Genomic DNA, 11,730 nt, shown 5'->3' with positions numbered 1-11,730 from the left:
GGACGGGAGCGCGGGCGGGCGGGAGCGTGGGCCATCGGTGGGTCGTGGGGGTACGGGGAGCGGGTTCCTTCAGGTGGGAAACACAGCGGTGCCGCGGAGCGTGCCCGGCTTCAACGCCGGAGCACGGAACCAGGACAACGGCTGGCGTCCTGACCGCCTGTCTACGCGAAACAAGGACTCGTGGATTTCCGAGGGTAGGGAGAAACCTCTTGGAGGAAACGGGTCAGTGACATTCCTGTCGCCTGCTTTGCGCGCGAGGTCCACCACGCGACAGAAGACACGGCTCTGGACGGGAACGGAACGCATCCTCCCGGAACCATACCCCGTGCGAGGCCAGGCGGGGGCCCGCCCCGAGGGATGACGCGACTTGCGCCCATGGCGGAGGGTTGCGGCCGGAGCGGATGGCCCAGGGTCTCCCAGGAGATGGGAAAACGGGGCGGTCGCCACCCGGGGGTGGTGGGTCCTGTCCCTCCCCATCTCAGGGCTTCTTCGCCTCGCGAGGCTCCCGGGCCTCCCGGGGTTCGGTGTCTCCGCGCTCCAGCTTGCGGTAGAGCGTCTTGCGGTCCACGCCCAGGATGCGCGCGGCGAGCGTGCGGCTGCCGCCCACCGCCTCCAGCACGCGGTGGATGTAGCGGCGCTCCAACTCCTCCAGCGTCACCAGCTCCGACGGGTCCGTGTTCTCCGGCACCACGCGCGGCGTGCTGTAGTTGCGGATGCGCTCCGGCAAGTCATCCACCGTGAGCTGTTCGAAGGACGTGAGCGCCACGGCGCGCTCGATGCAGTTCTGCAACTCGCGCACGTTGCCCGGCCACCCGTAGGCCAAGAGGCGCTGCGCCGCCGCGGGGGACAGGCCCACCACCTTCTTGCCCGTGCGGGACGCGAACTGCTCCACGAAGCGCTGCGACAGCAGCAGCACGTCGTTGCCGCGCGCGCGCAGCGGAGGCAGCTCCAGGCCAATGACGTTGAGCCGGTAGTAGAGGTCCTCGCGGAAGCGGTTCTCCTCCACCGCCAGCTCCAGGTCGCGGTTGGTCGCCGCGACGATGCGCGCGTCGAAGGGCGTCTCCGTGTCCCCGCCCACCGGGCGCACCACGCGCTCCTGCAACGCGCGCAGGAGCTTCGGCTGGAGCGTCATGGGCAGCTCGCCCACTTCATCCAGGAACAGCGTGCCGCCGTGGGCCTTCACGAACAGGCCCGTGCGTGACGCCTTCGCGTCGGTGAAGGCGCCCTTCGCGTGGCCGAACAGCTCGCTCTCCAGGAGCTGCTCCGGCATGGCCGCGCAGTTGATGGCCACGAAGGGCCCCTCCTTGCGCCGGCCCCGCGCGTGGAGGGCGCGCGCGGCGACCTCCTTGCCCGTGCCGCTCTCACCTGTGATCAGCACCGTGGCGTCCACGTCCGCCACCCGGTCGATGAGCGCGTACGCCTGCTTGAGCGCGGGGCTCTCTCCCACGAGCGCGCCGTCGTCCTGGCGTTGGTCCAGGGCCTGTCGCAGCCGGCGCACCTCCGCGCGCAGGGCGCGGTGTTGCACGGCGCGCTCCAGCACCAGCACCAGCGCGTCCAGGTCGATGGGCTTGGTGATGAAGTCGTAGGCGCCCGCGCGGATGGCGGCCACCGCCGTCTCCAGGCTGCCGAAGGCGGTGACGACCACCACGGGGATGTCCGGCCGGTTGAGCACGATGCGCTCGCACAGCGCCAGTCCGTCCATGCCGGGCATGCGCAGGTCGGTGAGGACGGTGTCGAAGTCCTCGGCGGCCAGCTTCTGGAGGGCTTCGTCCGCGGCGGCCACGGCCACGGGCTGGAAGCCCCGGCGCTGGAGGCCCTTCTCCACCATGGCGCGCATCTCGCGCTCGTCTTCGACAATCAGGATGCGGCCTGGCATGCGTCCTTCCCTGGCGGCAGGTAGATGGAGAAACAACTCCCACGGCCCAGCTCGCTTTTCACGTCAATCCAGCCGCCGTGGTCCCGCACCATCCCATAGGAGACGGACAACCCGAGCCCCGTTCCCTCGCCCACGTCCTTGGTGGTGAAGAAGGGCTCGAAGACGTGGGGCAGCACGTCCGCGGGAATGCCCGAGCCCTCGTCCTCCACGTCCAGCCGCACCCAGTCCTGCTCCGGGCCGCCCACGTCCGCGGGCGGCGTGGCGCGCAGCACCTGCGAGCGCACGCGCAGGGTGCCGGGCTGGTTCATCGCGTGGAGGGCGTTCATCACCAGGTTGGTGAGCACCTGCTGGAACTGCCCCGAGTCCACCTCCACGGTGAAGCCCGGGGGCACCTCCTGGGACAGCATCACGCCCTTCTTGGTGGCCATGGGCTTGAGCAGCGACAGCGTGCGCTCCGCCAGCAGGGACAAGTCCTCCGGCGCGCGGGACGGCGTGCGGCGCCGGGCGAAGTCCAACAGCTGCCGGATGATGCCGGTCATGTGCTGGGCCTGCTGGAAGATGATGCGGGCGCACTCGTTCACCTCGTCGCCCTCCGCCTCGCCGGAGGAGACCATCTTCGCGCGGCCCATGACGACGTTGAGCGGCGTGCCCAGCTCGTGCGCCACGCCGGACGCGAGCTTGCCCACCGTGGTGAGCCGGTCCGCGTGCCGCAGGTGCTCCACCGTGCGCAGGCGCGCCGCCGTCTCCACGGCCAGCCGCGCGCGTGTCTCCTCCAACTGCTCACCCATCCGGTTCATGGCCACCGCCAGCGTCGTCAGTTCGTCGCCGCGCTCGCGCCGCAGGGGCACGCGCGCGGTGAGGTCGCCCTCGCCAATCCGTCCGGCCAGGTGCACCAGCTGCTCCACGGGCTGGCCCACCAGCTTGCGGCCCATGGCCATGGCGGCCAGGAGGAAGAACAGGGAGAGCGCCGCCGTGGCGATGAAGGTGCCCACCACGGTGGTGCGCACGTGCATCTCCTGTTCGGACATGGACTCGGTGATTTCAATGGCGCCCATGCGCCGGCCCAGGAACACCGGCGTGTATGAGCGCAGCACGCCCGGGCTGGTGGTGTTGTCCATCAGCCAGCCGTCGTTGCCCGCGCGCAGGCTGAGCAGCAGGGCCGGGGGCAGCGCCGGTGCGAAGCCGGAGCCCGGTCCACCGTCCAGCCACACCCAGCGCAGCCGCACCTGCTCCTGGAAGCGGTTGGCCTGGTGGAGGAGCGTGAGCGCTTCGGCCTCACCCGCCAGCTGCCACGCCTTGCCAATTGAGCCAGCCAGCGTGTGACCGAGCAGGCGGTGGTCATGCTGCGTGTCGATTTCCGACCGGGCGAGCTCCCGGTTGACCTGGAACGCCTGGAGCCCCGCCATCACCGCGACGGCGAGCAGCACGAGGGCCAGGGTGAATTTGCGAGCGAGCTTCACGGAAGAGGCAACCCCCGGTTCGTGCGTGAGGGGGAAGGAACACACGGACCGGGGAGGTACGCTACGGGTACCGCGGGTGCTGCGTCACGACAGTGTGTGGCTAGTTGCTGCTCGAGCCTTCAACCGGAGCGGCGGGGGCCTTCTGGGAGGTGCCCTGCTTCGCCTTCTTCGCCTTGGCGCCGGCCTTCGCCTGGGCGGCGGGCGCGCTCTTGGCGGGCTTGGGGGCGGCGGCGAACGCGCCCATGGAGGCGAGAGAGAGGGACAGGCCGAGGACCAGGGCGGAAGTGCGCTTCATGGAGAGACTCCGTGTCAGGCCCGCGAGGTGTGAAGTGGGGTGCGGGGCTGACCGGAGCTAGAGCATTGGCCATGCCAACACGCGCCTCCGAGTGGCGCGCTGCCAACGCGGGGCCGGATGTCCATGCATGCCTGGGGCACATTGCCCCGACGGGGGCAGGATGCCCCGGAACTCCACGCGGCATGACGGATCCACGTCTCTCCAGGGCACGTGGCATGCGCCATGCTCCTCCGCACTCGAATGACGAACGCACCTCCGCGAGAAGAAGCAACGCACGCCGCGCGCATCCTGGTGGCCGAGGACGACGACGCGATGCGCACGATGCTCGTGCGCACGCTGATGCGCGCGGGCTACACGGTGGTGGAGGTGGAGGACGGCTTCGAGCTGGGTGACTACGTGGCGATGATGCAGGGCCACGGCGGCACGCTGGCTCCGCCGGACCTCATCGTCAGCGACGTGCGCATGCCGGGGCGCACCGGTCTGGAGGCGCTCGGGAGGCTGCGCGCCCAGGGCATCGCGTGCCCCGTGCTGCTGCTCAGCGCCTTCGCGGATGAGGAGACGCACGCGGAGGCCCTGCGGCTGGGCGCTCGGCAGCTGTTGGACAAGCCGGTGGACCTGGACGTGCTGAAGGAGGCGGTGCGCGACGCGGTGGCGCACCCCTGAACAGGCCCCTGAAGGCTCAGGCCGGAGTTCCTGCGTCGGCGGGCGGGGCCTCGGGGGCGGGCTGCCCGTTGAGCTCCGCGCGCAGCCGCTCGCGGTCCAGCTCATTCTCCCAGCGGGACACGACGATGCTGGCGACGCCGTTGCCAATGAAGTTGGTGATCGCGCGCGCCTCGCTCATGAACCGGTCGATGCCCAGGATGAGCGCCAGCCCCGCCACCGGCACGGACGGCACCACCGCCAGCGTGGCGGCCAGGGTGATGAAGCCCGCGCCCGTCACTCCGGAGGCGCCCTTGGACGTGAGCATCGCCACGCCCAAGAGCGTGGCCGTCTGCGTGAACGTGAGGTCCACGTTGAGCGCCTGGGCCACGAACAGCGCCGCCATGGTGAGGTAGATGTTGGTGCCGTCCAGGTTGAAGGAGTAGCCGCTGGGCACCACCAGCCCCACGACGGACTTGGAGCAGCCCAGCCGCTCCAGCTTCTGCATCAGCGGCACCAGCGCGGACTCCGACGATGACGTGCCCAGCACCAGGAACAGCTCCGCGCGGATGTAGCGCAGGAACTTCAGGATGGAGAAGCCCGTCACCCGAGCGACGAGCCCCAGCACGACGACGACGAAGAGCACGCACGCCAGATAGAAGCACCCCATCAGGCGCAGCAGCGGGCCCAGGCTGGTGATGCCGTAGGCGCCCAGGGTGAAGGCCATGGACGCGCCCGCGCCAATGGGCGCCAGCTTCATCACCGTGCCAATCATGTGGAAGAAGGCCTTGGAGAGCGCCTCGAAGAGGACGACCACGGGCTTCGCCGTCGCGCCAATGGCCGTGAGCGAGAAGCCGAACAGCAGCGCCAGCAGCAGCACCTGGAGCAGGTCGCCCTCGCCGGTGAAGGCGTCCACGAAGGTGCGCGGGATGATGTGCAGCAGGAAGCCCATGGTGGACTGGTCATGCGCCTGCTGGGCGAAGCGGGCCACGGCGCTCGCGTCCAGCGTGCGCGGATCCACGTTGAAGCCGACGCCGGGCTTGAGCACCGTCACCACCAGCGCGCCGATGATGAGCGCGAACGTGGAGATGACCTCGAAGTAGAGCAGTGCCTTGCCGCCCACCCGGCCCACCTTCTTCATGTCCGCCACGTTGGCCACGCCCAGCACCACGGTCAGGAAGATGACCGGGGAGATGAGCATCTTCACCAGCGCGATGAACCCGTCGCCCAGCGGCTTGAGCTTCACCGCGGTGGCCGGCGCGAAGTGGCCCAGCAGGCCTCCCGCGAAGATGGCGGCCAGCACCCAGAGGTAGAGGCGCGAGGACTTGGAGTGGCCCCCAGAGGGGTTGGAGCTGTCGGCGCTCATGGTCGTGTATTCCCCCTCAGACCGACTTCTGCTCGGCTTCGTCCTTCTCGAACAGCTGCTCCAGCTCACGGCGCGCGCGGACGATGACCTCCATGAACTTCTTCTCGTCCTTGAAGACCTTGGCGCTCTCCAGCATCAGGGCCTCGTCGTGCTCGCGGAAGCGCTCCACGGAGCGGCGGGCCTCCGCGAAGGTGAGCCCCAGCTCCTGGAGCACGTCGCCGGCCATGGTGAGGCTCGCGTCGAACGTCTCACGGATGAGATGGGTGACGCCCATGTCCAGCAGCCGGTACGCGTGCTCGCGGTTGCGCGCCCGCGCGTAGATGGTCAGGTGCGGGAAGTGCTCCTTCACCATCTGCGCGGTGCGCAGGGACGCGGCCATGTCGTCGATGGCCAGCACGAACACCTTGGCCTTCTCCGCGCGGGCGGCGCGCAAGAGGTCCAGCCGGGACGCGTCGCCGTAGAACACCTGGTTGCCGAAGCGCTGGATGAAGTCGATGTGCTCCGCGCTCGCGTCGATGGCGGTGAACCCGATGCGGCGGGCGCGCAGCAGGCGGGCCACCACCTGCCCCACGCGCCCCATGCCCGCGATGATGACCGGGTGGTCCTCCTCCGGGGATACGTCGTATTCGCGCTGCGGGCCCTTGTGCTTGAAGCGCGGCGCCACCCAGCGCTCGTGGATGGCGGACAGGAACGGCGTCACCACCATGGACAGGCCCACCACCAGCACCAGCAGGTCCGCCTGCTCGCGGTCCATCACGTGGAAGGACACGGCCAGGGAGAAGAGGACGAAGGCGAACTCACCGCCCTGCGAAATCACCACCGCCAGGCTCTCCGCGGAGCCCGGCTTCTTCAGCCCCACGCGCCCCAGTCCGTACAGCACCAGCGCCTTGAGGAACGTGAGGCCCAGCACCAGCGCCAGCACGCGCAACGGCTCGCGCGCGAGCAGCGCCAGGTTCACGGACATGCCCACGGCGATGAAGAACAGGCCCAGTAGCAGGCCCTTGAAGGGCTCGATGTCCGCCTCCAGCTCGTGGCGGTACTCGGACTCCGACAGCAGCACGCCCGCGAGGAACGCGCCCAGCGCCATGGACAGGCCCACCGCGCTGACCAGCGACGCGGTGCCCACGACCACGAGCAGCGCCGTCGCGGTGAACAGCTCCTGGCTGTGCACGGACGCCACCGCGCGGAACACCGGCCGCAGCAGGTAGCGGCCCGCCACCACCACCACCAGCACCGCGCCCACGGCCTTCACGGCCATCAGCCACCCGGCCTCCGTGGCCGGCGTGTCGGACCTGCCCAGCAGCGGCAGCACGGCCAGCAGCGGGATGACGGCCAGGTCCTGGAACAGGAGGATGCCGAAGGCCAGCTGCCCGTGCTCGGTGGTGAGCTGGTTCTTCTCCCCGAGCAGTTGGAGCGCGAACGCGGTGGAGGACAGCGACAGGCCGAAGCCCGCGACGATGGCCGCGCCCCAGGACAAACCCAGCGCCTTCGACACGCCCGCGAGCAAGAGGCCCGTCAGCACCACCTGCGCGCCGCCCATGCCGAACACGGAGCGGCGCAGGTTCCACAGGCGCGACGGCTGCAATTCCAGGCCAATGACAAACAGCAGCAGCACCACGCCCAGCTCCGCGGTGTGGAGGACGTTCTCCACGTCGGAGATGAGGCCCGCGCCATACGGTCCGATGGCCGCGCCCGCCGCCAGGTAGCCCAGCACGGAGCCCAGCCCCAGCTTCTTGAAGAGGGGCACGGCGACAACCGCGGCGGCCAGGAACACCAGCGCCTGATGCAGGAAGGACATAAGGCGCCTGCATGGCACGCTGAAGGCCACCTCGGCAACAGGCGTGGGGTGAGGCTCAGGCCTGCTGGGTGGGCATGAGGGTGAGCTGCTGGAAGTTGATGTGCCGCGGCAGGGCGGTGGCGAAGGCGATGATGCCCGCGACCTCCTCCGGCGACATCCAGGTGAGGGACTTCCGGGCGCTGTCCAGCCAGGCCCGAGCGCCCGGGTCGGTGTTGCCGTCGTGCAGCGCGGTGTCCACCAGCCCCGGCTCCAGGGCCATCACGCGGACGAAGCGGGGGCCCAGCTCCGCGCGCAGGTGGCGGGACAGGTGGGTGACGGCGGCCTTGGTGGCCGCGTAGACGTTGAAGTTCGGGGCCACCGTCTGCGCGACGACGGACGACACGTTGATGAGGTCCGAGCGCCCGCCCGCCTTCGCCGCCGCCAGCAGCGGCTCCACGAAGGTCTCCACGACGCGCACGGTGGCCTTCACGTTCAGGTCGATCATCCGCTCCCAGTCCTCCGTGGGATGCGCCTCCATGGGCGTGGGCCGCATGTACCCGGCGTTGTTGAGGACCAGGTCCGCGACGCCCAGCTCGCCCGCGATGGCCTTCGCGGCCTCCTTCACGGACTTCGCGTCCAACACGTCGGTACCCAGGGCGAGCGCCCGGCCACCTCCTTGCGTGATGGTGGAGGCGAGCGAGTCCAGCCGCTCCTTGCTGCGTGCGAGCAGGGCGACGCTCGCACCGTCCCGCGCGAGTCGCAGGGCGGTGGCGGCGCCGATGCCGCTGGAAGCGCCGGTGATGACGGCGACGCGGCCGGACAGAGGCAGGGTAGGGGATGCCATGGGAGGACTCCTGCTCGCGCTTGGGAAGGGGGGCTGCTGTCGCGAGACAGGACAAGGGATAGGAAACGGGCGCTTCCGGGAGTAGGTCTGGAATCCGGATGGACTCCTGAAGAAAACTCAGGAATGGCCCTGACCCCGCTCAATGCGTTGCACCAGTTCATCGCCGTCGCGCGGCACCGCAGCTTCGCGGCAGCCGCGGCGGAGCTGGGCGTGTCCGCCTCCGCGCTGAGTCACACGGTGCGCCAGCTGGAGGAGCGGCTGGGCGTGCCGCTGCTGTCGCGCACGACGCGCAGCGTGGCGGTGACGGCGGCGGGACGACGGTTGGTGGATCAAGCCGGGCCGGGCGTGGCGCAGGCGCTGGGGGCGCTCAAGGACGCGTCCGCGCGGCCCGGCGAGGTGACGGGCGCGCTGCGGCTGACCCTGCCGTCCACCGCGCTGCCCTTCGTGCTCACGCCACTGCTGGCCTCGTTCCGCGAGCGCCATCCCCAGGTGGAGCTGGACCTGGTGGTGGAGAACCGCAAGGCGGACATCGTCGCGGAGGGCTTCGATGCGGGCATCCGGCTGGAGGAGTACCTGGAGCGGGACATGGTGGCGGTGCGCATCGCGCCCCCGTTCCGCTTCATCGTGGTGGGTACTCCGGAGTACCTGGAGCGCCACGGCACGCCGGTGAAGCCGAAGGATCTGCTCCAGCACGACTGCTTCACCTACCGCTCGTCCAACACCGGCGCGCTGCTGCCGTGGGACTTGGAGAAGGGCTCGCGCACGTGGCGGCTGCCGGTGCGTGGCACCGTCACCACCAACGACGAGCGCGTCTGGCTGGGGCTGGCGGAGGCCGGACTGGGCCTGGCGTACGTGCTGGAGTCACAGGTGGAGGCGCAGCTGAAGGCGGGCACGCTGCGCCGCGTGCTGGAGGAGTACGCCGCGTCCGTGCCGGGCCTCTTCCTCTACTTCCCCAGCCGAGCGCAGGTGTCACCCGCGCTGCGCGCCTTCCTGGAGCACGCGCGCCAGGTGCTCACCCCTCCCGCGAGGAGGAAGGGGCGCTGAATCAGTGCTCGTAGGTGTCGCGCGGACGCGACATGCCGCCAGAGGCCGCGGCCTGCGGGGCGGCGACGGGCATGCCGATGTGCGCCACGGGCAGCGTGAAGGTGAAGACGCTGCCGGTGCCCAGGATGCTCTCCGCGCGGATGGAGCCGCCGTGCGCCTCCACCAGGCCCTTGGCGATGGCCAGCCCCAGGCCGGTGCCCCGGCTGGCCGCGTCGCGCGCCTGCCAGTAGCGGTCGAAGATGTGCGGCAGCGCGTCCGGCGCGATGCCATTGCCCGTGTCGCGCACGTCGAAGGACACCTCGCCGCCGCGCATCACCGCCTTCACCGCCAGCGTGCCGCCCGGCGGGGTGAACTTCACGGCGTTGCCCATCAGGTTGCCCATCACCTGGAGCACGCGGCTGCGGTCGCACTTCACGCGCAGCCCCTCCGTGGGCAGGTCCGCCTCCAGGTGCAGCCCCTTGGCCTCCGCCAGCGGCCGGATGGCCTCCAGCGCCTCCGTGGCCAGCGCCACGGCGGTGTGCTCGCCCAATTCCAGCGGCAGGTGGCCCGCCTCCAGGCGGCCCCAGTCCAGCAGGTCGGAGATGAGCCGCGACATGCGCTCCGCCGCGTCGTTGATGCGCGTGGCCTGCTTCGCCACCGCCTCGCCGCCCGGCTTGCCCGCCGTGCCGCGCAGGAGCAGCGCCGCGCCCAGCTGCACCACGCCCAGCGGGTTCTTCAGGTCGTGCGACACCACCGCGAGCAGGTCCTCGCGCGCGCGCGCCGCCCGGCGGGACTCACCCACCAGCCGCGCGTTGTCGATGGCCAGGCTCGCGCGCAGGCACAGGTCCTCCGCCAGCGCCAGGTCGTCCGGGCCGTAGCGGCGGCCGGAGCCGGAGCTCACGAACGTCACCGCGCCCAGCGTGTGGCCGCGCGCGCGCAGCGGGATGATCATGTACGAGCGCGCCTGCAACGCCTCCAGCATCGCCGGGTGCGCGGGCTCCGCCGCCGCCGCGCGCAAGAGCGACTCCGTCACGGCGGGCACCAGCTCCGGCTCGCCCGTGCGCAGCACGCGCAACAGGCCCACGGGCGCGTCCTCGCGGAGCTCCGTGCGCATGGGCAGTCCCCGGGCGCGCTCCTGCTGCGTCGGATCCAGGCACGCCACCGCCGCGCGGCCCACCCACGGGCCCTGCTCCAGCGCGTCCACCAGACACCAGTCCGCCAGGTCCGGCACCGCCAGGTGCGCGAGCAGCGTGTACATGCCCTGCGGATCCGGCGGGTGCGTGAACAGCGTCGTCATCGCCTGGTACAGGAAGGAGCGGCGGCGCTCGGCGGTCTCCACCTCCGCGCGCGCGGCCTGCTCCAGCTCCAGCGCGCGCGAATAGACGGCCTCCGCTTCCGTGAGCGCCCGCGCCGTCACCAGCACGGTCGGGGACGCATCCGCGTCCGTGCCCAGCGGCGTGAGCACCAGCGCGTGCCGGCGGATGCCCTGCGCGCCCGGCCAGGGTGCCTCCACGGTGGTGGACTCCCGCAGCGTCACCACGCGGACGCGCGCGGACTCCAGCGCGGCCAATGCCTCGTGCGGCAGGCCCAGCTCGCTCCAGTGCCGGCCCGCCAGCGCGCCTGCTTCACGGCCGAGCGCCCGGGCGCCCGCGGCGCTACACGACACCAGCCGGCCCGTGCCATCCAACAGGTAGGCAGGGTCGGGGATGGCGGCGAACACCGCTTCGTAGGCCAGACCGGTTATGGGCGCGCTCATCAGGAAGAAGGGGCTGGGGGAAGGCCCGGATTGGACCCGATATTGACACTCCGTTCCAGGCCCGCCATTCCGGCCACGAACTCCCTGAAATGAATTTCACTCAACCAACACTTCAGGTGAGCCGACCCGTGGGCTACATCAGGGCCAGCAGCCGCCGCGCGATCTGCCCGAGCGGCAGGACCTCGTGCGCCAGGTTGGCGCCCACCACCACGGCGGGCATGCCGTAGACCACGGATGTCGCCTCGTCCTGGGCGATCACCCGCCCGCCCGCCTGGTGCAGGTCCCGGATGCCGTCCAGGCCGTCCTGCCCCATGCCGGTGAGCACCACCGCCAGAGCCGTCTGCCCGTAGGCGCGGGCCACGCTGCGGAACAGCCAGTTGGCGGACGGCCGGAAGCCCTGGATGGGCGCGGCGCCGGACACCTGCGCGCGGTGGTCCGTGGTGACACCCAGGTGCTTGTCGTCCGGGGCCAGGTACACGGTGCCAGGGGTGAGGGGCTCGCCGTCCTCGGCCACCTTCACGCGCAGCTTGGTGGCCGTGCCCAGCCACGTGGCCAGGCCGGAGCCGAAGCCCAGCGCGATGTGCTGCACCAGCAGGATGGGGGGCGGGGGCGTGTCCCTGCCTCCCAGGTCGGACAGGATGCGGTAGAGCGCGGCGGGGCCTCCGGTGGACGCGGCCATCGCCAGCACGGCGGG

10 protein-coding genes are annotated in these 11,730 nt (G+C 70.9%); 2 read left to right on the top strand and 8 right to left on the bottom strand.

Annotation, left to right across the window (positions count from 1 at the left end; translation table 11 throughout):
- Positions 1–478: 478 nt before the first annotated feature.
- From D7Y21_RS36765 to D7Y21_RS36755, 3 genes are all read right to left on the bottom strand, one after another.
- Positions 479–1,876 (bottom strand): sigma-54 dependent transcriptional regulator, encoded by a 1,398-nt coding sequence (locus D7Y21_RS36765; RefSeq protein ID WP_120560900.1) that lies wholly within the window; start codon positions 1,874–1,876, stop codon positions 479–481.
- Entirely contained in the window at positions 1,858–3,336 is a 1,479-nt protein-coding gene (locus tag D7Y21_RS36760) for a sensor histidine kinase (protein ID WP_121718177.1), read from the bottom strand. The genes D7Y21_RS36765 and D7Y21_RS36760 overlap by 19 nt, the downstream gene beginning before the upstream one ends.
- Before the next feature lie 100 nt (positions 3,337–3,436).
- The gene (locus D7Y21_RS36755) at positions 3,437–3,631 is read right to left on the bottom strand and encodes a hypothetical protein (RefSeq protein WP_120560902.1); all 195 of its coding nucleotides are present in this window, start codon (positions 3,629–3,631) and stop codon (positions 3,437–3,439) included.
- Positions 3,632–3,871: 240 nt separating this feature from the next.
- Here D7Y21_RS36755 and D7Y21_RS36750 point away from each other — a divergent pair, with 240 nt between their 5' ends.
- Positions 3,872–4,294, top strand: coding sequence for a response regulator (locus D7Y21_RS36750; protein WP_233591295.1), 423 nt, complete (start codon positions 3,872–3,874; stop codon positions 4,292–4,294).
- 16 nt (positions 4,295–4,310) lie between these two features.
- On the opposite strand, the gene dctA is transcribed toward D7Y21_RS36750, so the two are convergent.
- From dctA to D7Y21_RS36735, 3 genes are read right to left on the bottom strand one after another with little or no spacing between them, the layout of a single operon-like run.
- Positions 4,311–5,636, bottom strand: a complete 1,326-nt coding sequence (dctA, locus tag D7Y21_RS36745) for a C4-dicarboxylate transporter DctA (RefSeq protein WP_121718176.1) — start codon at positions 5,634–5,636, stop codon at positions 4,311–4,313.
- 16 nt (positions 5,637–5,652) lie between these two features.
- Positions 5,653–7,434, bottom strand: coding sequence for a monovalent cation:proton antiporter-2 (CPA2) family protein (locus tag D7Y21_RS36740; RefSeq protein ID WP_121718175.1), 1,782 nt, complete (start codon positions 7,432–7,434; stop codon positions 5,653–5,655).
- Between the two features lie 55 nt (positions 7,435–7,489).
- Positions 7,490–8,257 carry an SDR family oxidoreductase gene (locus D7Y21_RS36735; RefSeq protein WP_121718174.1) on the bottom strand — a complete coding sequence of 256 codons (768 nt, stop codon included), beginning with the start codon at positions 8,255–8,257 and terminating at the stop codon, positions 7,490–7,492.
- Between the two features lie 123 nt (positions 8,258–8,380).
- Here D7Y21_RS36735 and D7Y21_RS36730 point away from each other — a divergent pair, with 123 nt between their 5' ends.
- On the top strand, positions 8,381–9,301 hold the full coding sequence (locus D7Y21_RS36730; RefSeq protein WP_121718173.1) for a LysR family transcriptional regulator: 921 nt from the start codon (positions 8,381–8,383) through the stop codon (positions 9,299–9,301).
- 1 nt (position 9,302) lies between these two features.
- Here the strand turns inward: D7Y21_RS36730 and D7Y21_RS36725 are convergent, their stop codons facing one another.
- Both D7Y21_RS36725 and D7Y21_RS36720 read right to left on the bottom strand, forming a co-directional pair.
- A complete protein-coding gene (locus D7Y21_RS36725; protein ID WP_120560908.1) occupies positions 9,303–11,036 on the bottom strand; it encodes an ATP-binding protein in 1,734 nt (577 codons plus the stop codon).
- Positions 11,037–11,169: 133 nt separating this feature from the next.
- Positions 11,170–11,730: CheB methylesterase domain-containing protein (locus tag D7Y21_RS36720; protein ID WP_147469479.1), on the bottom strand; the 561-nt coding region annotated here is incomplete at its 5' end.

The sequence above is a fragment of the Corallococcus sp. AB045 genome, assembly GCF_003668895.1.
In the GTDB taxonomy this organism is placed as follows: domain Bacteria; phylum Myxococcota; class Myxococcia; order Myxococcales; family Myxococcaceae; genus Corallococcus; species Corallococcus coralloides.
The sequence above is the reverse complement of the archived record's forward strand: the minus strand, read 5'-3'. Positions and strand labels throughout refer to the sequence as shown.

Coding starts and splice junctions, on each gene's coding strand:
- D7Y21_RS36740 (WP_121718175.1), bottom strand. CDS start 7,434: ATGTCCTTCCTGCATCAGGCGCTGGTGTTCCTGGCCGCCGCGGTTGTC.
- D7Y21_RS36765 (WP_120560900.1), bottom strand. CDS start 1,876: ATGCCAGGCCGCATCCTGATTGTCGAAGACGAGCGCGAGATGCGCGCC.
- D7Y21_RS36735 (WP_121718174.1), bottom strand. CDS start 8,257: ATGGCATCCCCTACCCTGCCTCTGTCCGGCCGCGTCGCCGTCATCACC.
- dctA (WP_121718176.1), bottom strand. CDS start 5,636: ATGAGCGCCGACAGCTCCAACCCCTCTGGGGGCCACTCCAAGTCCTCG.
- D7Y21_RS36755 (WP_120560902.1), bottom strand. CDS start 3,631: ATGAAGCGCACTTCCGCCCTGGTCCTCGGCCTGTCCCTCTCTCTCGCC.
- D7Y21_RS36730 (WP_121718173.1), top strand. CDS start 8,381: ATGGCCCTGACCCCGCTCAATGCGTTGCACCAGTTCATCGCCGTCGCG.
- D7Y21_RS36725 (WP_120560908.1), bottom strand. CDS start 11,036: ATGAGCGCGCCCATAACCGGTCTGGCCTACGAAGCGGTGTTCGCCGCC.
- D7Y21_RS36750 (WP_233591295.1), top strand. CDS start 3,872: ATGACGAACGCACCTCCGCGAGAAGAAGCAACGCACGCCGCGCGCATC.